The sequence below is a fragment of the Streptomyces sp. NPDC091416 genome, from assembly GCF_044756845.1.
In the GTDB taxonomy this organism is placed as follows: Bacteria; Actinomycetota; Actinomycetes; order Streptomycetales; family Streptomycetaceae; genus Streptomyces.
This window is the reverse complement of the sequence record NZ_JBIVTU010000012.1, coordinates 1-21,796: the sequence shown is the minus strand read 5'-3', so window position 1 is coordinate 21,796 and position 21,796 is coordinate 1. Positions and strand designations below refer to the sequence as shown.

Below are 21,796 nucleotides of genomic sequence, written 5' to 3'. Positions count from 1 at the left end.
CACCGCCTCACCGCACGGCGACAAACCCCTCCGCATCGCGCCCCGCCCGAACCGAAGGCGGCACCGCGGCCCGCCCCACGGCCACCGCCCCCAACGGGTCCCACGACGCGGGCAACGACAGCACCTCCCGCACGACGTCCCGGCAGAACATCGTCGAGGACACCCACGCAGAGCCGAGCCGCTCGCCCGCCAGCGCCACCAGGAAGTTCTGGATCCCGGCGCCCGCGGCGACCACGAACATCTCCCGCTCCGCCCCGTCCCGCCGGGCGTCCCCGTACGTGTGGGAGCCGTCCATCACCATGCACGGCACCACCAGATACGGCGCCCGGCGCAGTACATCGCCCCGCTTCACCCGCCGGGCGATCGACTCCTCGCTCTTGCCGTCCCGCCGCAGGTCGGCGGTCCACGCGTCCCGCATCGCGTCCAGCAGCCGGGTCCGGGACTCCGGCGACTCCAGCAGCACGAACCGCCACGGCGTCGTGTGATGCGGCGCGGGCGCCGTCACCGCCGCGGCCACCGCACGCCGCACCGCCCCCGGGTCCACCGGCTCGTCGGTGAACTCGCGGACCGTACGCCGCTGGGTCACCGCCTCCCGTACCGCTTCCGACGTGCCCAGCCGGAACATGTCGTCGGCCGCGACCCGCACCATCGCGCGGGCCCCGTCGGTATCGGCCGGGTCCATGACATGGCCGAGCCCCCGCACGACCGCGACGGGCAGCCCGTCCGCCTTGCCCTTGACCAGGTCGCCGGCCGAGGCCAGCTCGTCCGCGGTGGCGACCACGGTCGCGCTCAGCGGATTGCCGTACGCGTCGCTGCCGCCGCGCAGATCGTCGAGCACCCGCACCCCGGCCGCACCGATCGCGACATCGGTCAGTCCGTTGCGCCACGGCCGCCCGAAGGTGTCCGTGACGACGACGCCGACATCGACACCGAGCGTGTCCCGCAGCCCCTCCCGGATCGCCCGCGCCGAGGCGTCCGGGTCCTCGGGCAGCAGCAGGACGGTCCCGGCGGGGGTGTTCGACGCGTCGACCCCGGCGGCGGCCATCACCAGACCCTGCCGGTTCTCCACGATGCGCAGCGTGCCGCGCCGCGCCACCACCCGTACCGTCTCGGCGTCGATCGCCGCCTCCCGGTCGGTGGCCTCGACGATCCGGCCCTCGGCCTTGGAGACGATCTTCGAGGTGACGAGCAGTACGTCACCGTCGGCGAGACCCGGCTCGGTGGCGGCGATCAGCTTCGCGAGGTCGTCCCCGGCCCGCACCTCGGGCATTCCGGGCAGCGCCCACACCCGGTACGAGGGCGCTGCGGCCGGGTCGGTCGCGCTCATGCCCGTACCTCCTCGGCGAGCGCCAGCGCCTGCCGTGCCATCTCGGCGGTCGTGGCGACATCGGTCATCATCAGCGGTACGGAGCGGCAGCGGATGCCCGCCGCCTCCACCTCGTCCACCGCGCCCGCGTCGACGGTGTCGACGAGCCAGCCGTCGAGCAGCCCGGAACCGTAGTGCCGGGCGACCGCCGCGGCCGTCGACTCGACGCCCACCGCGGCGAGGACCTTGTCCGCCATCCCGCGCACCGGCGCGTCACCGACGATGGGGGAGAGGCCGACGACCGGCACCCCGGCCTCGGCGATGGCCTCCCGGATCCCGGGCACGGCGAGGATGGTCCCGACGGACACCACAGGGTTTGACGGCGGGAAGAGGATGACGTCGGCCCCGGAGATCGCCTCCAGGACGCCCGGTGCCGGCTTGGCCTGCTCGGCGCCGACGGGCACGATCGCCTGCGCCGGTACGGAGGCGCGCAGCTTCACCCAGTACTCCTGGAAGTGAATGGCCCTGCTCTCGCCGTCGACGTCGACCGCCACGTGCGTCTCGACCCGGTCGTCGGACATCGGAAGCAGCCGGACGCCCGGCTTCCAGCGCGCACAGAGCGCCTCGGTGACGGCGCTCAGCGGGTAGCCCGCGCCGAGCATCTGCGTACGGACGATGTGGGTGGCGAAGTCACGGTCGCCGAGCCCGAACCACTCGGGGCCGACGCCGTACGCCGCGAGTTCCTCCTTGACGTGGAAGCTCTCGTCGGTACGGCCCCAGCCCTGCTCCTCGTTGATGCCACCGCCGAGGGTGTACATCACGGTGTCGAGGTCGGGGCAGACCTTGAGGCCGAACAGATGGATGTCGTCACCGGTGTTGCCGATCACCGTGATGTCCGCGTCGGGCGCGGCCTCCTTGAGGCCACGCAGAAAACGAGCACCACCGATACCGCCGGCCAGAACCACAATGCGCATGCAATCAGTCTGTCAGGCGGAGCCTGATCCTTGACGGGGTGGTGGCGGGTGACGGGTGGGACTGTCAGGCGGAGCCTGATCCTTGTCGGGGTGGTGGCGGGTGACGGGTGGGACTGTCAGGCGGAGCCTGATCCATGACGGGGTGGTGGCGGGTGACGGGTGGGCCGGCGGACGGTGCCCGGTTGCCGGCGGCGGTCCTTCAGAGGGCGACGGCCGCCGCGCACTGGGTGGCGTGCATGGGCATGTCGGTCAGACCCGGGTAGTAGACGTGCAGGCTGACGGCCGGTCCGAGGGAGTCGTTGGCCACCTCGTGGACGTAGCCGGGGGCGAAGACACGCTGGGAACCGGCGTCCAGAGTCCGCGGGCCGCGGTCCGTACGCTCCGTCAGTTCGCCGTCCAGCACGGTGAGTACGCCGGAGGACGGCCCGTGGTCGTGCAGGCCGCTGCCCTGGCCGGGGACCCAGCTGAGCAGCCAGACCTCGTAGCCGGGTCCGGTGCGGAGCCGGTGGTACCAGCGGGTGGTGGCGTCGTACCGGACGAGGTGGGCCCACTGGGAGCGGTCGGCGGCGATGGTGCGGGCGAGCCCGACGAATTCCGCGACGGTGGAGGGGTGCTCGCGGGCGGGGCGCAGGAGGTGCTGGACCTCGAGGAGGTCTCCGGCGATCTGGAGGTCGCTGTCGCTGTTCATGGGTGCGGTGGTTCCTCGGCAGGGGTGCAAGTGGTGCTGTGCGGATGCAGGGGTGTCGCAGGACCTGGGGGACCGGGTGACCGCAGAGGCGTGAAGCCGCGTGGGGGAGGGTCCGGGGGTCCGGGATGAGCCGTGTCGGGCTGGAGCGCGGAGGCTTCAACAGCTGAGACAGCTGGAACAGCAACAGCGGGCCTGGACAGCGCTGCGGAACCCACGGATGTGGGTGGTGCGCATGGCTGAGGTCGCTGGCATGACATCAAGAAGAGCCGGAGAATCGCCGACTGTCAACCCAATGCCCGATTTAGGCCTAATGTTTCACCTCATCCGGTTACTCCATGCGGAGAAAGGTTTATGCACCCCCCGCACCGGAGATGTGGCGCAACAGCCGCTGCGGCAAACGCGGTCGAGCGGCTGTGACCCGACTGTGATCTTGGTCGCTTCGGTGATCGAATCGCAACGTGCACACCCTCCCGGGAGTTCTTCCCTGTGGCGGGCGGGGGCGCCGCGAGACCCCTGGCATATGTCAGGTTTTTGGTGATTTGCACACTTTACGCATACGCTTGGTTCCGCAGAGTGAATACCGGGCCCAATAGCAGATCTGAGCTTGACTGGCCCGAAGCTACACACTTGTAATTTCACTCGTGTCGTTCGGCCGATTCGATAACGGCTGCATCACGGGGACGCAAGAGACAGACGAGGGGCGCACATGACCGAGCTGTTCCAGCAACTGCTGGTCGAGGACGCGGACGAGGAACTCGGCTGGCAGGAGCGCGCACTGTGCGCCCAGACCGATCCCGAGTCCTTCTTCCCCGAGAAGGGCGGATCCACCCGCGAGGCCAAGAAGGTCTGCCTCGCCTGTGAAGTCCGGTCCGAATGCCTGGAGTACGCCCTGTCCAAGGACGAGCGATTCGGTATCTGGGGCGGCCTCTCCGAGCGGGAGCGACGGCGTCTCAAGAAGGCCGCGGTCTGACCCGGCCCCTCAGCGAACGCTCCGCCCCGGGTTCCGCCCGCGAGCAGCCGGGGCCGGGGGAGCGGGCCGCCGCCCGGCCCGGCGCCGCCCATGGCCCGCCGCCTGCGACCTGACCGCAGGCGGCGGGCCATCGCCGTACCCGGACCCTTCCGCCGCCGGGCGCCGACCGCCCTCCACCGCTGTGCCGCCGCTCTCGTTCAGCCGCTCCGCGCCACCCCGGTTATCCGTACCGTTAGTGTGGGGCCCCGTCCGAGACGCGCCAACGACCCGACAGGGCGCGCGTGTACACCGATGCAGCCCCCGGGGGACGTCCCCCGGACCCGGCCGGAGGGCCCGTACCTCGATGTCCGTGCACAGCCAAGCAACGGCGCCGTACGCGGCTGCCGCCGCCCCAGAGTTCCCCCGGCACGTCGTCACCGCCGTGCTCGTCTCCCACGACGGCGCACGCTGGCTGCCCGACGTGCTCGCCGGGCTGCTCGGGCAGGAACGCCCCGTACAGAACGTCGTCGCCGCCGACACCGGCAGCGCCGACGACTCCGCGCGCCTGGTCACCGAGGCACTCGGCGCCGACCGCGTCCTGCACCTCGCGCGGCGTACGGGCTTCGGCACGGCCGTCGACGAGGCGAGCCGTACCGCCGGCGTCCTCACCCCGGACGACCTGCCGTACCTGAAGCGGCCGAGCGGCTGGGACCCCGTCACCAGGTCCTGGCGCGACGACGCCTACGACCTGCCGGACCTGCCGCACGGTGAACCGGTGCAGTGGCTCTGGCTGCTCCACGACGACTGCGCACCCGAGCCCGACACCCTCGCCGAGATGCTGCGCGTCGTCGACAACGACCAGCACGCCGCGATCGTCGGCCCCAAACTCCGCGGCTGGTACGACCGCCGGCAACTCCTCGAAGTCGGCGTATCGATCGCCAACAGCGGGCGCCGCTGGACCGGCCTGGACCGGCGCGAGCAGGACCAGGGCCAGCACGACCAGGTCCGCACCGTCCTGTCCGTCTCCAGCGCGGGCATGCTGATCCGCCGGGACGTCTGGGAGGAGCTCGGCGGCTTCGACCGCAGGCTGCCCCTGATGCGCGACGACGTCGACCTGTGCTGGCGCGCCCACATGGCAGGACACCGGGTGCTGATCGCCCCCGACGCCGTCCTGCGGCACGCCGAGGCATCCGCCCGCGAACGCCGCCCCATCGACTGCGCGGGCCGCTCGGTCTCCAGCCCGCACCGCGTCGACAAGGCCGGCGCCGTCTACACGATGCTCGTCAACGCCCCCGGCAAACGGCTGCCCTGGGTACTGCTCCGGCTCGTGCTCGGCACTCTGCTGCGTACGCTCGCCTATCTCGTCGGCAAGGTGCCGGGCCAGGCACTCGACGAGGTCACCGGCCTCCTCGGCACCCTGCTGCGCCCCGGCCGGATCCTCACCGCCCGGCGCGACCGCGGCAAGGGCGCCGTCGACCCGGCCGAGCTGCGCGGGCTCTTCCCCGCCCCCGGCGCCACCGTCCGCGCGACCGTCGAACAGGTCGCCGGGAACTTCGGCGGCGGCGCGGAGACCGAATCCAGCGGCTCCCGGCACGGCGCCGTCGAGTCCGGCCCCGGCGGCGACGACGCCGACTTCCTGGAGATCGACCAGTTCGCCAGGCTCAAGCGCGTCGGGCGCAAACCCGGCCCCGTGCTCTTCGCCCTCCTGCTCCTCGTCTCCCTCGTCGCCTGCCGCAGCCTCCTCGGCGGCGGAGCGCTGGCCGGCGGCGTCCTGCTGCCCGCGCCCGGCGACGTCTCCGACCTGTGGGGCCGCTACGCCGACGGATGGCACACCGTCGGCACCGGCGGCACCCAGACCGCACCGCCCTACCTGGCCGTCATCTCGGCCCTGTCCGCGCTGTTCCTCGGCTCCACCGGCTTCGCACTCACCCTGCTGCTGGTCTGCTCGGTCCCGCTCGCCGGACTCACCGCGTACTTCGTCTCCCGCCCGCTGCTTCCCTCCCGGCTGCTGCGGGCCTGGGCCAGCGTCGCGTACGCCTTCCTGCCCGCCGCGACCGGCGCCCTGGCGACCGGCCGCCTCGGCACCGCCGTCCTCGCCGTCCTGCTTCCGCTGATCGCCCGCGCGGCCGTCTCCGCGCACGGCATGCGGAGCGGCGGCGGTGACAGCCGCGGCAGCTGGCGCGCCACCTGGGCGTACACCCTGCTGCTCACCCTCGCGATGGCGTTCACCCCCATCGTCTGGCCGCTCGCCGTCGTCCTCGGCATCGGCGTGCTGGCACTGCGCCGCAGCGACATCACGGCCTACGGTCTCCGCTTCCTCGCCGCGGTCGGCACCCCGCTGCTGGTCCTGGCGCCCTGGTCGCTCTCGCTCCTGGCGAGCCCCTCGTCCTTCCTGAAGGAAGCGGGACTGGAGGGCGGTTCGGGCTCGGCCTCCGCGCTGGACCTGCTCGGGATCAGCCCCGGCGGTCCCAAGGCGGCCGGTGGCGTCCTGCTCCTCGGCATCGTCCTCGCGGCCCTGGCCGCGCTGCTGCGCGGGGAGCGGCAGTTCGCCGCCCGGACCGCGTGGGCCGTCGCCCTGGTGGCCCTGGCCTTCGCCGGGCTCGCCAACGGCTCCGGCTGGGCGGGACCCGCCACCCTCGTCTACGGCGCCGCGCTCATCGCCGCCGCGCTGGTCGGCGCGGACGGCGCCCGCATCCGCGTCGCCGAGCTCAGCTTCGGCTGGCGCCAGCCGGTCGCAGTCCTGATCGCGCTGGCCGCCGGGGTGGCCCCCGTACTGGCCGCCGCCGGCTGGATGATCGGCGGCGCCGCGGGGCCGCTGGAGCGCCGCGACCCGGTGCAGGTGCCCGCGTTCGTCGCCGAGGAGAGCGGCACCCGGGACCAGCCGCGCACCCTGGTGCTCGGCGGCACCTCGCCCAGCTCCGTCGCGTACACCCTCGTCCGCGGCTCCGGCGCGCGACTGGGCGACGCCGAACTGGCCGCGGCGGGCGAGGGCAACAGCCACCTCGACAAGGTCGTCGCCAACCTCGTCGCGGGCTCCGGCGCCGACCAGGGCAGCCAGCTCCGCGGCTTCGCGATCCGTTACGTCCTCGTCCGGGACGGGGCGCCGAAGCAGATGAGCCGGGTCCTCGACGCGACCCCGGGCCTGCGGCGCCTCAGCCAGCTGGACGGCAGCGCGCTCTGGCAGGTGGACCGCCAGGTCGCCCGGATCATGATCGTCCCGTCGTCCGCCGCCGACGAGCAGCTCCCGGTGGGCTCCGCGCCCGTCGAGGCGCACACCGACATCCCGGCGGGCGGCGCGGGACGCGTGCTGCGGATCGCCGACGCCGCCGACCCCGGCTGGCAGGCCACGCTCGACGGGCGGCCGCTGACCCGCAAGACCGTCGACGGCTGGGCGCAGGGCTTCGAGCTGCCCACCGAGGGCGGCAGCCTGGACCTCACGTACGAGACGTCCTTCACGCACTCCGTGTGGATCTGGGTCCAGGCCGCGCTCACCGTGGTCCTCCTGGTCCTGGCCCTGCCGGGCCGCCGCCGGGAGATCGACGACGACCTGCCCGAGGAGGACGCACCGGTCCCCGCCGAGCCGGTCGCCGGTGAGGGACGCCGGGCCCGCAGGCTGCGAGCGGCCGCGCTGGCGGAGGGCGAGGGCACCGACGGCGAGAGCTTCGACGCCGGCGAGCCCGTGGCCGCGGGGGAGCGGGCGGAACACTTCCCCGCCCAGCAGACCGGCCTGCCCACCGGGCAGGAGCCGCTCGAAGCCGGCCAGGACGCCTTCGTCCCCCAGCAGGCCGACGGCGACACGGGCCAGTACACGGCGGTCCCGCAGCAGGCCGACGGCGACACGGCCTTCGTCCCCCAGCAGGCCGAGGCCGACACCGGCCAGTACGCGGCGGTGCCCCAGCAGCAGTACGGGGAGTGGGACGCCCAGCAGTACCAGGGCGCCGGCTACCCCCAGTACCAGGAGGGCCAGTACCAGGACGGCCAGTACGGTGCCGCCCCGCAGCAGCCCGAGGGCGCCGCGGGCTACGACGCGTACGGCTACCCACAGCAGCAGCAGGGCGAGTACCCCCCGTACGCCCAGGGCCAGTACGGCAGCCTTCCGCAGGACAACAGCGGTCAGTACGACCCCGACGGCCAGTACGGCAACGCCCCGTACGACGCCGGTCAGTACGGCACGGGCCAGTACGGCACCCAGGGCGCCTACGGCGAGCAGGGCGCGTACGACCCGCAGAATCCCGACGAGAACCCCGACGGGAACCCGGCCCCGGGCCAGAACCCGTGGCCGACCCGTAACGCATCGCGAGGCGAGTCCGAGTGAAGTCCACCAGCCTGTCCCTCATCGCCGGGGCCGTCGCCCTCGCCGCCGTCACCGGATTCGCCGCGGTCACCGCGCCGGACGGCGGCGGTACGACCACGGCGAAGGCGGCCACCCGGCTGCCCGTCGAACGCTCCAGCCTGCTCTGCCCGGCGCCCGGCCTGTCCGACCTCGCGGAGACGGAGTACACCTCCTTCACGCCCGCGGCGAAGAGCGGCGCGGCCGCGGGACCGGCCGGTACGGCCGAACTCCTGTCCACGGCCGCCAAGGACACCGGGAAGAGCAAGGACAAGAAGACCGAAAAGGCGGACCCGGACAAGCCGGTCGTCCTCCTCAAGGAACCCGGCAAGCCCGCCACCGCAGAGGTGTCCGGCGCGGACGCCCCCGCCCTCGTCGGCACCGCCACGGGCCGGCTGGCCCCCGGCTGGACCGCCCAGCAGACCACCACCGTCGAGGCGGGCGACTCCCGCGGGCTGCTCGGGGTCGGCTGCACCGTGCCCGACACCGACTTCTGGTTCCCGGCCGCGAGCACGGCGAAGTCCCGCGAGGACTACGTCCACCTCACCAACCCGGACGACACCGCCGCCGTCGCCGACATCGAGCTGTTCGGCCCGGAAGGCCCGCTCAAGTCCGACGTGGGCGAGGACATCACGGTGCCGGCCCGGTCCGGTGTCCGTGTCCTCATCTCGACGCTGACCAGCAAGGCCGACGACGATGTGACCGTCCACGTCACCACCCGGAGCGGACGCGTCGGGGCGGTCGTCAGGACCGCGGACGACAAGGCCGGCAGCGACTGGCTCGCCGCCTCCACCGAGCCGACGGGCGCCGTCGTCCTGCCCGGCATCCCGGCGGACGCGACCTCGGTGCGGCTGGTGGCCTTCGCCCCCGGCGAGGACGACGCCGACCTCACGGTGAAACTGCTCGGCAAGACGGGCTCGATCTCACCGGTGGGTCACGAGGAACTCCACGTGAAGTCGCAGATGACCGTGGGCGTCGACCTGAAGGCCCTGACCCGGGGCGAGCCCGGCTCCCTGCTCCTGACCCCCACCGGGGACGGCAGGGCCACCCCGGTGGTGGCCGCCCTGCGGGTGGTCCGCGGCAAGGGCGACAAGCAGGAGGTCGGCTACATCCCGGCGACAGGCCCGGTGGGCGCGCAGGCGACCGTCGCCGACAACCGGGCGAAGGGGTCGGTCCTCTCGCTCACGGCCCCGGGCGCCGCAGGCACCGTGAAGGTCACGGCTTCGGCGGGCAGCCAGGGCGGCACCCCGGTCAGCAAGACCTACCAGGTCGCCGCCGGCACGACCCTCGCGGTCGTCCCGCCCGTACCGGCGGGGCTCAAGGGCACGTACGCGCTGACCGTCGAGACGCAGTCGGGCGGCCCGGTCCACGCCGCCCGCACGCTGACGGTCCCGATGGGCGGCATCCCGATGTTCACGGTCCAGACGCTGTCCGACGACCGCGGAACGGTCGAGGTACCGGCGGCAGAACAGGACCTGTCGGTCCTGGACGACTGACGCGGTGACGCGGTCCGGGAGGGCCGGCACCGTCCGGGACGACTGACACGGCCCGGGACGGCTGACACGGCTGAATGACTGACACCGCGATGGCGGGCCGCTTCCCGGCCCGCCATCGCGCTTCCGCCTACTCCTGCCCGTACCGGGGATCGACCGACTCGGGCGAGAGCCCGAGCAGCTCCGCGACCTGCTCGACCACGACCTCGTGCACCAGCAGCGCACGCTCGTCGCGGTTCTTGGTCCGGATCTCGACGGGACGCCGGTAGATGACGATCTGCGCCGGCCGGTCCTTCTCCGCGGGCAACGCGCTGCCCAGCGGCACGGTCTCCTCCGAGGTTCCCGGCACGTCGAGGACCACGAAGTCGACCTCGGACAGCTGCGGCCAGCGCCGCTCCAGCCGCTCCACCGAGTCCTGCACCAGATCGCGGAAACTGTCCGCCCTGCTGACCGACAGCGGCACCTGGGGAGGGGCGACGGGGCCGCGCATGCCGCGGCCGTGGCGGTCTCGGCGCCGAGGTCGGGGCTCGGACGGGTGGGGCGGTACAGAGCTGTCCATCACTGACGCAGCGTAACCCTCCGGCGGACGAGCGGCCCGAGGGCGACCGGGGCGGAAACCGGCCTGTCCGTTCCCGACCGATCCGGCCATGGGATGGCGCGTTTCCGGCCCAGCCGGCGATCGCTGATTCCCTGCCGTATGACAGGTTTTGCGCCAAGTGGTGACGGGAATCGTTGCCGTCATGACCTGGACGCCTCTCCTCCCGTGCAGGTCAGGGGAGTTGCCCGGGAAGAGCCCGTGCCCGGGCTCACGGGGCGACACGGTGGGGTGAGCCGGGGGAGAGTCGTCGCAGCCCGCTCAAGAGTGCGGTACCGTCCAACATCGTGAGCCCTGTACGTCGCTGTTCGCGCACCGCGTGCGGCCGCCCTGCCGTCGCGACACTGACGTACGTCTATGCCGACTCGACTGCGGTCCTCGGCCCGCTCGCCACCTACGCCGAGCCCCATTGCTACGACCTCTGTGCCGAGCACAGCGAGCGCCTGACCGCGCCCCGCGGCTGGGAGGTCGTCCGGCTCGCCGACCCCTCCGCGCCCGCCCGGCCCAGCGGTGACGACCTCGAAGCGCTGGCCAACGCCGTACGGGAGGCCGCGCGTCCCCAGGACCGCGCCGACGGCACCAGGGGCGGCGGCCCGCGTACCGCCGACCCGATGGAGGTCGGCCGCAGGGGCCACCTGCGGGTGCTGCGCTCACCCGACTCCTGAGAGGCCACCGCCCGGAGCGTGAGGCGTTCCGGGCCGCCGGGTAGTTTGGCGGTCCGAAGAAACCTCAGGAGGACCGGCCCGTGACCGCAGATCTGTCGCAGCTCGTGAAGGCCTACGACGTGCGCGGAGTCGTGCCCGACCAGTGGGACGAGGCGATGGCCGAGCTGTTCGGGGCGGCGTTCGTCGAGGTGACCGCCGCGGACGCGATCGTCATCGGCCATGACATGCGCCCCACGTCCCCCGCCCTGTCGGGAGCCTTCGCCCGGGGCGCGGCGGCCCGTGGAGCCGACGTCACCATGATCGGCCTCTGCTCGACGGACCAGCTGTACTACGCGTCGGGGGCGCTGGACCTGCCGGGCGCGATGTTCACGGCCTCGCACAACCCGGCGCGCTACAACGGCATCAAGATGTGCCGGGCGGGCGCGGCCCCGGTGGGCCAGGACACCGGACTCGCCGAGATCCGCACCCTGGTCGAGAAGTGGTCGGAGACCGGCGCGCCCGGACCGGCCGCCGCTCCCGGCACGGTCACCGCACGCGAGACGCTCGCCGACTACGCCGCCCACCTGCTCTCCCTCGTCGACCTGTCCGGGATCCGCCCCCTCAAGGTGGTCGTGGACGCGGGCAACGGGATGGGCGGCCACACGGTCCCGACGGTCTTCGGGGGCCTGCGGCTGGAACTCGTCCCGATGTACTTCGAGCTGGACGGTACGTTCCCGAACCACGAGGCCAACCCGCTCGACCCCGCGAACATCGTCGACCTCCGGGCCCGGGTGGTGGCCGAGGGCGCCGACCTCGGACTGGCCTTCGACGGCGACGCGGACCGCTGCTTCGTCGTGGACGAGCGCGGCGAGGGCGTCTCCCCGTCGGCGATCACCGCCCTGGTCGCGGCCCGCGAACTGGCCCGCAACGGCGGCCGGGGCACGGTCATCCACAACCTGATCTCCTCCCTCTCGGTCCCGGAGGTCGTACGCGAGCACGGCGGCACCCCCGTCCGCACGCGGGTCGGCCACTCCTTCATCAAGGCGGAGATGGCCGCACACAACGCGATCTTCGGCGGCGAGCACTCGGCGCACTACTACTTCCGCGACTTCTGGAACGCCGATACGGGCATGCTCGCCGCCCTCCACGTACTGGCCGCCCTCGGCGGCCAGGAGGAGCCCCTCTCTGCGCTGGTGGCCCAGTACGACCGCTACACCGACTCGGGCGAGATCAACTCCACGGTCGACGACCAGCAGGCCCGTACGGCAGACGTCCGAAGCGCCTTCGCCACCCGCGAGAACGTGACCACCGACGACCTGGACGGCCTCACGGTCACCTCGCCGGACTGGTGGTTCAACCTCCGCCCGTCGAACACGGAACCGTTGCTGCGCCTGAACGTCGAGGCCGGCGACGAGGAGACGATGACGGCGGTACGCGACGAGGTCCTGACCCTGATCCGCAGGCTTCCCCACTGACCCCCGGCCCACCCCCCCCCCGCCCATCCCGGCCCCGGGTACATCCGGCTCCGCCCTGCCTACTTCCAGACCGGTCCCCGTGCTGTCGGCTTCCCCGCGTGCTGCCGGCTCCGCCGCGCGTACTGCCGGCCCCCAGCGTGCTTCCGGCTCCGCCCCGTATTTCCAGCCCCTCCGGCGCTTGAGGAGCGGGGTCCGGGGCAGGGCCCCACACCCAGCCCCGCCGGCGTTTGAGGCGCGGGGGTCCGGGGGCGGAGCCCCCGGTTACGGGAAGGGGCGGGGAGGGGAAGAGGCCCGCCGCAGGCGCACCCTCCGGCCACCACCTCGCCCACCCCCTCCGAACCCACCGCTCACGCGGCCCGGCCGGGCCGCGCCCCCGCCACCCCGGCGGTAGGCTGACCTCGCCCGTCCGCGAGGCACGAACAAGATCAACTGAACACCCCGGTACACCCGGCACCCGCACCACACCACCCGCACCACACCACCCGCACCGCACCACCGCACCCCGCCCGTCCGCCCGAAGGGACACCCACCCATGCCGCTCGAAGCCGGCCTCCTGGAGATCCTGGCCTGCCCGGCCTGCCACTCCCCCCTCGACGACCGGTCGGCGGCCGACAGCCCCGAGCTGCTCTGCACCGGCACGGACTGCGGCCTGGCCTACCCCGTACGGGACGGCATCCCCGTCCTTCTCGTCGACGAGGCCCGCCGCCCCGCGTAACCGGGCCCCACACCAGCCCCGCACCCCGCCCGGTGATCGGCACGTGATCGGAGGACCGTCCCCATGCTCGACGAGTCGTTGCTCGACGCCCCGGAAGCCCTGGCCCGAGCCGACCGCCGCGGCCTGCTCCGCGGCGCCGCCGAGGCCGGGGCCAGAGTCCGTACCGCCGCCCGGCACGCGACGGAGGCCGGGATCACCGCGCTGAACCCGGAGGGCCGCCCACGCGCCGTCCTGGTCGCGGGCTCCGGCACCGCCGCTTCCGGCGTCGCCGACCTCATCGGCGCACTGGCCGGCGCCTCCGCCCCGGTCACGCGTATCCACCCCACCGGCGTCGCACCCGCCGCGGGCGCGATGCGGTGGACGCTGCCCGGCTGGGCCGGCTCCGTCGACCTGCTCCTCGTCGTCACGGCGGACGGCTCCGAGCCGGGCCTCGCCCTCCTCGCCGAACAGGCGTACCGCCGCGGCTGCACCGTCGTGGCCGTGGCGCCCCGGCAGTCACCCCTGCGCGAAGCGGTCGACGGCGTGCACGGCCTCGTCGTGCCGATGGCCTCCGCCCCGCACGGCGAGTACGACGCCGAGACCTCGGCCGCGGGCCCCGGCACCCTCTGGGCCCTGTTCACCCCGCTGCTCGCGCTGCTCGACCGCGTCGGCCTGGTCACCGCGCCCGCCGAGGCGCTCCAGGGCGTCGCCGACCGCCTGGACCGCACGGCGGAGCGCTGCGGACCGGCGATCGCCACGTACAGCAACCCGGCCAAGACCCTGGCCGCCGAACTCGCGGACAGCCTGCCGCTCATCTGGACGGAGGGCGACGCCGCGGGCCCGGTCGGACGCCGCTTCGCCGCGGTCCTGGCCGAGCTCTCCGGCCGCCCGGCCCTGGCGGCCGAACTCCCCGAGGCACTGCCCGCCCATGGCGGCCTGCTGGCCGGTGCCTTCGCGGCCGGGGCCGACCCCGACGACTTCTTCCGCGACCGGGTCGAGGAGTCCGAACCCCTCCACGCCCGCGTCGTCCTGCTCCGCGACCGGCCCACCGGCGGCCTGAGCGCGGCCCCCGCGGCCCGTGAGCTCGCCCTGGGCCACGACACGGCGATCAGCGAACTGGAACCGGAGGAGGGCACCAGGCTCGAAGCCCTCGCCGAACTCCTCGCGGTCACCGACTTCGCCGCCGTCTACGTGGCTCTCGCCTCGGCCCGCGGCTGAACCATGTGACACCCGAGGCCGCGCGGCGCCCCGCCCCACGACCACTCCGCGTCCGGGCGGGGCCCACACCGACCGTCATGACCCACGCATCCCACACAGCACGAGGACGAATTCCATGGACCGGCTCTCCAACACCGTCCGCCCGTACGCCTGGGGCTCCACCACCCTCATTCCGGCCCTGCTGGGTGTCGCCCCCACAGGCGAGCCGCAGGCGGAGATGTGGATGGGCGCCCATCCCGGAGCCCCTTCCCGGATAACCCGGACCGGTTCCGCGGCCGAAGCATCCGCTGCCCCCGCGACGCCCGCCGCGACACCCGCCGCGACGCCCCCCGCGTCGTCGTCGCCCTCCGGCGAACAAGCGCTCACCGACGTCATCGCCGCCGACCCGGCCGGAGAACTCGGCCGGCCGGCCGTCGACAAGTTCGGCCCCCGCCTTCCCTTCCTCCTCAAGCTGCTCGCCGCCGGAGCCCCGCTCTCCCTCCAGGTCCACCCCGACCTCGCCCAGGCGCAGCGGGGCTACGCGGACGAGGAGCGCCGGTCCGTTCCGGTCGACGCCCCCCACCGCACGTACAAGGACGCCAACCACAAGCCCGAACTGATCTGCGCCCTGACCCCCTTCGACGGCCTGTGCGGCTTCCGCCGTCCCGTCGAGGCGGCCGAGGTGCTGGAGGGCCTGGGCGTCGACACCCTCAAGCCGTACGCCGATCTGCTGCGCGCCCACCCGGAAGAGGCCGCCCTGCGCGAGGTCCTCACCGCGATCCTCACCGCGGACCCGGCGCAGATGGCCGAGACGGTCGCGGCCGCGGCGGCCGCCGCCGAGCGGATCGGCGGCGCCTACGCGCCGTACGCCCGCATCGCCCACCACTTCCCCGGCGACGCCGGTGTCATCGCGGCCATGCTGCTGAACTACGTACAACTCCAGCCCGGAGAGGCCCTGTACCTCGGCGCCGGTGTTCCGCACGCCTACCTCGAAGGCCTCGGCGTCGAGATCATGGCCAACTCGGACAACGTGCTGCGCTGCGGGCTGACGCCCAAGCACATCGACGTACCCGAGCTCCTGCGCATCGTCCGCTTCGAGGCGACCGAACCGGGGATCCTGCGGCCCGAGGCGTCCCCGTCGGGTGAGGAGCTGTACGAGACGCCGGTCGACGAGTTCAGGCTTTCCCGCTTCGACCTCTCACCGGGTGCGGCCCCGGTGGACCTCACCGCGGCCACGCCCCAGATCCTGCTCTGCACGGCGGGTGCGCCGAAGGCGGGCGAGATCGGCCTCGGACCGGGCGAATCGGTCTTCGTGCCGGCCGGCGAGAAGGCCGAAGTGTCCGGAACGGGCACAGTGTTCCGTGCCACTGTGGTGGCCTGACGTACCGTCCGCATCAGCGGCTGCAACAATGTCCGGCCGTACCGCGGCCGCCGGAGCCGCAGCACCGACGAAGGGACACCAGGCACCCATGAGTGCGTCAGGCGGAACCAAGGCGATCGTGGCGGCACTTGCCGCCAACCTCGCGATCGCAGTGGCCAAATTCGTGGCGTTCCTGTTCAGTGGCTCGTCGTCGATGCTCGCGGAGAGCGTCCACTCGCTCGCCGACTCGGGCAACCAGGGACTGCTGCTGCTCGGCGGCAAGAAGGCCCAGCGCGAAGCCACCCCCCAGCACCCCTTCGGATACGGGCGCGAGCGCTACATCTACGCCTTCCTCGTCTCCATCGTCCTGTTCTCGGTCGGTGGCATGTTCGCGGTGTACGAGGGCTACGAGAAGATCAAGCACCCGCACGCGATCGAGGCCTGGTACTGGCCGGTGGGTGTCCTGGTCTTCGCGATCATCGCCGAGGGCTTCTCCTTCCGTACGGCGATCAAGGAGTCCAACCAGACCCGGGGCTCGCTCTCCTGGACCCAGTTCGTCCGCCGCGCGAAGGCTCCCGAACTCCCCGTCGTCCTGCTGGAGGACCTCGGCGCGCTCATCGGCCTCATCCTCGCGCTCGCCGGTGTCGGCCTGGCCCTCGGCACCGGCAACGGCGTGTGGGACGGCATCGGCACCCTGTGCATCGGCATCCTGCTGATCGTCATCGCGATCGTCCTGGCGGCCGAGACCAAGTCCCTGCTGCTCGGTGAGGCCGCCGGAACCGACCAGGTCGACAAGATCAAGGAAGCGGTCGTCGACGGCCACACCGTCACCGGCGTCATCCACATGCGTACGCTCCACCTCGGCCCCGAGGAACTCCTGGTCGCCGCCAAGATCGCGGTGCAGCACGACGACACCGCCACGGAGGTCGCCAACGCCATCAACGCCGCGGAGTCCCGCATCCGCGAGGCCGTGCCGATCGCGCGTGTCATCTACCTGGAGCCGGACATCTACAACGCGGCGGCGGCCGCGGCCGGCGTCAACCCGGCCAAGGCGCTGGGCGGAACACCGGCCGGTCCGACGGCCGACGGCACCCCGGGCGACGCCCCCGACACCCCGGCCGACCCGACGGAATCCGGTCACTGACCGCCTCCGATACGCCGACGAGGCCGCTTCCGGACCCGGTGGACTGGGAGCGGCTGGGCCGTTCGGTGTAGATTCGAAGACAGTGTCAGACGTCGCTGCTGATGGCGGTCGATCGGTCCGTACGCCGGACCGGCCGAGGGAGAGAGGGCCTCCGACGGACTGCGCTGCGGAACCGCCCGGGCATTCGTGTGCCCCGTGCGTCCCGCAGAGCCGCCCTACCCACCCTCGACCCATCACGAGGAGCAGCCCGTTATGACGACGGTCGCCAATCGACAGGACTTCAAGGTCGCCGACCTCTCCCTCGCAGCCTTCGGCCGCAAGGAGATCACCCTGGCCGAGCACGAGATGCCCGGCCTGATGTCGATCCGCAAGGAGTACGCCGCCGCGCAGCCGCTGGCCGGCGCCCGGATCACCGGTTCGCTGCACATGACCGTGCAGACGGCTGTGCTGATCGAGACCCTGGTCGCGCTCGGTGCGGAGGTCCGCTGGGCCTCCTGCAACATCTTCTCCACGCAGGACCACGCCGCCGCGGCGATCGCGGTGGGCCCGAACGGCACCCCGGACGCCCCCGCGGGTGTCCCGGTCTTCGCCTGGAAGGGCGAGTCGCTGGAGGAGTACTGGTGGTGCACGGAGCAGGCGCTGACCTGGCCGAACACCCCCACCGGCGGCCCGAACATGATCCTCGACGACGGTGGTGACGCCACCCTCCTCGTCCACAAGGGCGTGGAGTTCGAGAAGGCGGGCGCGGCGCCGGACCCGTCGACCGCGGACAGCGAGGAGTACGCGTACATCCTCACCCTGCTGAACCGCACGCTGGGCGAGTCCCCGCAGAAGTGGACCCAGCTTTCCTCCGAGATCCGTGGCGTCACGGAGGAGACCACGACCGGTGTGCACCGGCTGTACGAGATGCACCGTGACGGCACCCTCCTGTTCCCGGCGATCAACGTCAACGACGCGGTCACCAAGTCGAAGTTCGACAACAAGTACGGCTGCCGCCACTCGCTGATCGACGGCATCAACCGTGCCACCGACGTCCTGATCGGCGGCAAGACCGCCGTCGTCTGCGGTTACGGCGACGTGGGCAAGGGCTGCGCGGAGTCCCTGCGGGGCCAGGGCGCCCGAGTGATCATCACCGAGATCGACCCGATCTGCGCCCTGCAGGCGGCGATGGACGGCTATCAGGTCGCCACCCTCGACGACGTCGTCGAGCAGGCCGACATCTTCGTCACCACGACGGGCAACAAGGACATCATCATGGCCGCCGACATGGCCCGGATGAAGCACCAGGCCATCGTCGGGAACATCGGCCACTTCGACAACGAGATCGACATGGCCGGCCTGGCGAAGATCGACGGCATCGTCAAGGACGAGGTCAAGCCGCAGGTCCACACCTGGACGTTCCCCGACGGCAAGGTCCTCATCGTGCTGTCCGAGGGCCGCCTGCTGAACCTGGGCAACGCGACCGGTCACCCGTCGTTCGTGATGTCCAACTCGTTCGCGGACCAGACCCTGGCCCAGATCGAGCTGTTCACCAAGCCCGAGGAGTACCCGACCGACGTCTACGTGCTGCCCAAGCACCTCGACGAGAAGGTCGCCCGCCTCCACCTCGCCGCGCTCGGCGTGAAGCTCACGACGCTCCGCCCCGAGCAGGCCGCCTACATCGGTGTCGAGGTCGAGGGACCGTACAAGTCCGACCACTACCGGTACTGAGACCTCACCACCCGCGAAGGCCCGCCGGTGACCGGGCACCTCACCGCCCGTCGATGAGGACCGGCCACCGGCAGACCCCGCATCGTCTGCGGACGCGCGCGCGTCCGCAGACCCGGTGACTCAGCAGCAGCTACGAACGCAGGCCCCCGCACCCCCGTGTCGGGGGCCTGCGCCGTACCGCACCCGCACAGCCCGAGGAACCCGAAGGACCCCATGCCACGCGGCCGATATTCGCTCCACGATCTCCACGACCACACCCCCCTCGGTGAAGAACACTTCCACTGCGCACCGGGCCCCTCGGGCTGGCGCTACGTCGCCCGGACGACCGCCCCGTCCGGCGATCACCTCGGATCCGTCGACCTCACCCTCGACGAGCTCGGCCGCCCCATTCGCCTCGAACTCCATGCCGCGAGCTGGCAGGTCCGCGGCGCAGCCCTCGAAGGTGTCACCTGGGTGCGCACCGACCCGAGCGGCACCCACGCCACCGAAGGCAATGTCCGCGCCCACGGCTTCAGCGGCACGTCCCCCGCGTTCCTCATCGCCACCGCACGGCTGCTGCGTCTCACCCCCACTTCTCCGGCCACCCGGGTCCGCCTCGTCACCTTCACGGACCCGGTGCTCGCCCCCCGTACCGTCGACCAGTCCTGGGCCCTGGTGAACAGTGAAGCGCACCCCACTGACAACGGGCCGCTGACTGTGGACGCGTACCAGGTCAGCGCCCTGGACACCGGTGAACAGCACACCGTCCACATCGCCGGCGACGTCGTCCTCTCGGCCCCGGGCATCGAGCTCGAAGAGCTGGAGTCCCCGCCCTCGGACCGGTAGGCCTGCCGGTCGGATCCCTACGCGGGCGGAGCGAAGCCGCCCGCGGGCGGCCGCACCACATCCGCCCCGGGATCCGCTGCCGCACCGTCCCGCCCGCCGGGCCGGACAGGCGTGACCGGCGCGGGATGAGCCGGGGGAGCGTAGTGGGGCACGGAGGCCGGGTGAGGCTGAGGAACCGGGTGGGGCAGAGGCGCCGCAGCAGGTGCTGCCGCGAACGCCCGGCGTGCCTCACGCGTCTGACGTTCGTTCACGACGGCAGCCAGGAACGCGGCGGCAGGCACCTCCGCCGGGACCGGCACCCCGGTCCTGGCAGCGAGCTCACCGGCCAGCCGCTCCGACATGGCACGCCCCACGGCGGCATCCAGTTGGTGCATCCGCGTCAGGTACTGCCGTACGGCAAGCCACAGGTCGTCCGGGACCGCCGACAGGTCCAGTCCGGCGAACCGCCCGACGAGCCAGGGAGGCGGCGGCGGAACGGCCGCGGCCCTGCCCGCCGGTACCCGTTCCCGTACGACGAGCGTCCCCGCGAAGACGTCTCCGAGCCGCCGGCCACGCGCCGAGACCAGCGAGGCGATGGCCGCGACCGCACCGAGCGTCGCGAGAATCTCCACCACGCCCATTGCCCCGCGCACCAGCGCATGCCGGAACCGGATGGGCCCGCCGTCGTCCCGCACCACACGAAGCCCGCACGCGAGCTTGCCCAGCGAACGGCCGTGGGTGAACGTCTCCACAGCGACAGGCACCCCCACCAGCACCAGCAGAAAGGTCGCGACGGCCACTGCCGCCAGGGCCGCTTCGTCGAGCGTGACCGTCGCGATGGCCAGCCCGATCGACACCAGTACGAACACCGTCCCCACCGCCACCAGATCGATGACGAGAGCCAGCGCACGGCTCGGCAGTTTCGCCGGCCGCAGCCCCAGCACGACCGCGTCCCCGGTCACCAGCTCACTCATTGCCGCCCGCCCTTCGCCGACCATCCCTGCCCCTCGGGGCCACAGTCTGCCAAGCTGACCCGCAACGCGCCGCAGTTGTACGGACCCGTACGCACCCCTGCCAGGAGCAGCAGCCGACCATGGACCTCGACGTCTTCGTCAACACCCACCGCATCGAGTGGGACCGTCTGGACCACCTCCTGCACCGCGGGCGCAAACTCACGGGAGCGGAGGCCGATGAACTCGTCGACCTCTACCAGCGCACGGCCACCCATCTCTCCCTGATCCAGTCCAGTGCCCCCGACCCGCTGCTCACCGCACGCCTGACGCAGCTGGTGGCCCGGGCCCGGGCCACAGTGACCGGCACCCGTCGTGCCTCCTGGCGCGACGCCGTCAACTTCCTGACGGCGGGGTTCCCCGCAGCGGTCTACCGCTCAAGGCACTGGTGGATACCCACCGCCGTCCTCTCGGCGCTGCTGGCAGCACTGATGGGCTGGTGGATCGGTACCCATCCGGAGGTCCAGGCCGCCATCGCGGCGCCGGAGGACCTCCGCCGCCTGACCAGCCCGGGAGGCGAGTACGAGACGTACTACTCCAGCCACCCCGCGGCCTCCTTCGCCGCCCAGGTCTGGACGAACAACGCCCAGGCCGCCGCCATGTGCCTGGTGCTCGGCGCGTTCCTCTGCGTCCCGGTGATCTGGATCCTTTTCGTCAACGTGCTCAACCTCGCGGTGGGCATCGGCCTGATGTCCTCTGCGGGCCGGCTCGACACCTTCCTCGGCCTGATCCTTCCCCACGGACTGCTGGAACTCACGGCCGTCTTCGTCGCGGCCGGAACCGGCCTCCGCCTGGGCTGGACGGTCATCGATCCCGGCCCGCACACCCGGCGTACTGCCCTGGCCCAACAGGGCCGGGCAGCCATCGGCATGGCCATCGGGCTTGCCCTCGTCCTGTTCGTGTCAGGTGTCATCGAAGGCTTCGTCACCCCTTCAGGCCTTCCCACCTGGGCACGCATCGCCATCGGAATCGCCGCTGAGCTGGCCTTCCTCGCTTACGTCTACCTCTTGGGCGGCCGGGCGGCCCGAGCGGGCGACGCAGGCGACGTCGCTGCGGGAGAGCGAAGCGCGGAGCTACCGGTGGCCGCCTGATGTGCGAGCGGTCCTGCTGACCTGCTAGTCTCCTCAAGCCCCAAAGGAACCCGTTGACGCGGGGGACTGGGGGAGGTAGATTTGAACGGTTGCCTCGGACTGGACAAGTCCGAGCCCAACGGTTAGGTTTGCCTCGCTCTCAACGGAAATTCAATTTCCGCAGAGCCATTTGATTCCCACTCTCCGGAACAAGAAGCCGATTAGCTCGGCATTTTTGCTTCTGATAAAGTCGAATCAGCCGAAAGGCAAGGCCACTTCAACGGCCATCGGAATTCAAATTCGGACCGGAAACGGTACGCACGGGTTCTGGTAAGGTTGAAACCGCTGGAAAG

At 72.2% G+C, this 21,796-nt stretch carries 17 protein-coding genes; 12 read left to right on the top strand and 5 right to left on the bottom strand.

Going from position 1 to position 21,796, the window contains the following annotated elements:
* Window positions 1-7: 7 nt before the first annotated feature.
* The 3 genes from ACIQMX_RS30390 to ACIQMX_RS30380 form a co-directional block, all read right to left on the bottom strand.
* Window positions 8-1,327, bottom strand: a complete 1,320-nt coding sequence (locus ACIQMX_RS30390) for a coenzyme F420-0:L-glutamate ligase (RefSeq protein WP_363067591.1) — start codon at window positions 1,325-1,327, stop codon at window positions 8-10.
* Window positions 1,324-2,280, bottom strand: coding sequence for a 2-phospho-L-lactate transferase (gene cofD / locus ACIQMX_RS30385; RefSeq protein ID WP_363067593.1), 957 nt, complete (start codon window positions 2,278-2,280; stop codon window positions 1,324-1,326). The genes ACIQMX_RS30390 and cofD overlap by 4 nt, the downstream gene beginning before the upstream one ends.
* A gap of 199 nt (window positions 2,281-2,479) precedes the next feature.
* Window positions 2,480-2,968 carry a cysteine dioxygenase family protein gene (locus ACIQMX_RS30380; protein WP_363067595.1) on the bottom strand — a complete coding sequence of 163 codons (489 nt, stop codon included), beginning with the start codon at window positions 2,966-2,968 and terminating at the stop codon, window positions 2,480-2,482.
* A 706-nt stretch (window positions 2,969-3,674) separates the two neighbouring features.
* Here ACIQMX_RS30380 and ACIQMX_RS30375 point away from each other — a divergent pair.
* The 3 genes from ACIQMX_RS30375 to ACIQMX_RS30365 all read left to right on the top strand — a co-directional run bounded on the left by ACIQMX_RS30375 (window position 3,675) and on the right by ACIQMX_RS30365 (window position 9,743).
* Window positions 3,675-3,938 (top strand): WhiB family transcriptional regulator, encoded by a 264-nt coding sequence (locus tag ACIQMX_RS30375; RefSeq protein ID WP_018103995.1) that lies wholly within the window; start codon window positions 3,675-3,677, stop codon window positions 3,936-3,938.
* 343 nt (window positions 3,939-4,281) lie between these two features.
* On the top strand, window positions 4,282-8,232 hold the full coding sequence (locus ACIQMX_RS30370; RefSeq protein ID WP_402482848.1) for a glycosyltransferase: 3,951 nt from the start codon (window positions 4,282-4,284) through the stop codon (window positions 8,230-8,232).
* Complete coding sequence (locus ACIQMX_RS30365; RefSeq protein ID WP_363067599.1) at window positions 8,229-9,743, top strand: DUF5719 family protein; 1,515 nt, start codon at window positions 8,229-8,231, stop codon at window positions 9,741-9,743. Before ACIQMX_RS30370 ends, ACIQMX_RS30365 begins: the two co-directional genes overlap by 4 nt.
* Window positions 9,744-9,870: 127 nt before the next feature.
* On the opposite strand, the gene ACIQMX_RS30360 is transcribed toward ACIQMX_RS30365, so the two are convergent.
* The gene (locus tag ACIQMX_RS30360) at window positions 9,871-10,299 is read right to left on the bottom strand and encodes a metallopeptidase family protein (protein ID WP_363067601.1); all 429 of its coding nucleotides are present in this window, start codon (window positions 10,297-10,299) and stop codon (window positions 9,871-9,873) included.
* 323 nt (window positions 10,300-10,622) lie between these two features.
* Here ACIQMX_RS30360 and ACIQMX_RS30355 point away from each other — a divergent pair, with 323 nt between their 5' ends.
* The 8 genes from ACIQMX_RS30355 (at window position 10,623) to ACIQMX_RS30320 (ending at window position 19,384) form a co-directional block, all read left to right on the top strand.
* Window positions 10,623-11,000, top strand: coding sequence for a DUF3499 domain-containing protein (locus ACIQMX_RS30355; protein ID WP_402482844.1), 378 nt, complete (start codon window positions 10,623-10,625; stop codon window positions 10,998-11,000).
* 80 nt (window positions 11,001-11,080) lie between these two features.
* Window positions 11,081-12,454: a phosphomannomutase/phosphoglucomutase gene (locus ACIQMX_RS30350; protein ID WP_402482841.1), complete on the top strand. Its 1,374-nt coding sequence runs from the start codon at window positions 11,081-11,083 to the stop codon at window positions 12,452-12,454.
* Between the two features lie 532 nt (window positions 12,455-12,986).
* Window positions 12,987-13,169, top strand: a complete 183-nt coding sequence (locus ACIQMX_RS30345) for a Trm112 family protein (protein ID WP_363067606.1) — start codon at window positions 12,987-12,989, stop codon at window positions 13,167-13,169.
* Between the two features lie 63 nt (window positions 13,170-13,232).
* A complete protein-coding gene (locus ACIQMX_RS30340) occupies window positions 13,233-14,366 on the top strand; it encodes an SIS domain-containing protein (RefSeq protein ID WP_363067608.1) in 1,134 nt (377 codons plus the stop codon).
* Between the two features lie 115 nt (window positions 14,367-14,481).
* Window positions 14,482-15,726: a mannose-6-phosphate isomerase, class I gene (gene manA, locus ACIQMX_RS30335; RefSeq protein ID WP_402482836.1), complete on the top strand. Its 1,245-nt coding sequence runs from the start codon at window positions 14,482-14,484 to the stop codon at window positions 15,724-15,726.
* Window positions 15,727-15,814: 88 nt separating this feature from the next.
* On the top strand, window positions 15,815-16,849 hold the full coding sequence (locus ACIQMX_RS30330) for a cation diffusion facilitator family transporter (protein WP_363067612.1): 1,035 nt from the start codon (window positions 15,815-15,817) through the stop codon (window positions 16,847-16,849).
* A gap of 252 nt (window positions 16,850-17,101) precedes the next feature.
* On the top strand, window positions 17,102-18,559 hold the full coding sequence (gene ahcY, locus ACIQMX_RS30325; protein WP_363067614.1) for an adenosylhomocysteinase: 1,458 nt from the start codon (window positions 17,102-17,104) through the stop codon (window positions 18,557-18,559).
* Window positions 18,560-18,772: 213 nt separating this feature from the next.
* On the top strand, window positions 18,773-19,384 hold the full coding sequence (locus tag ACIQMX_RS30320) for a hypothetical protein (RefSeq protein WP_363067616.1): 612 nt from the start codon (window positions 18,773-18,775) through the stop codon (window positions 19,382-19,384).
* A gap of 17 nt (window positions 19,385-19,401) precedes the next feature.
* Here ACIQMX_RS30320 and ACIQMX_RS30315 read toward each other — a convergent pair whose 3' ends face one another.
* Window positions 19,402-20,337, bottom strand: coding sequence for an RDD family protein (locus tag ACIQMX_RS30315; protein ID WP_402482832.1), 936 nt, complete (start codon window positions 20,335-20,337; stop codon window positions 19,402-19,404).
* A gap of 119 nt (window positions 20,338-20,456) precedes the next feature.
* On the opposite strand from ACIQMX_RS30315, the gene ACIQMX_RS30310 reads away from it, so the two are divergent.
* Window positions 20,457-21,464: a stage II sporulation protein M gene (locus ACIQMX_RS30310; protein ID WP_402482829.1), complete on the top strand. Its 1,008-nt coding sequence runs from the start codon at window positions 20,457-20,459 to the stop codon at window positions 21,462-21,464.
* The last annotated feature ends 332 nt before the right edge of the window (window positions 21,465-21,796 follow it).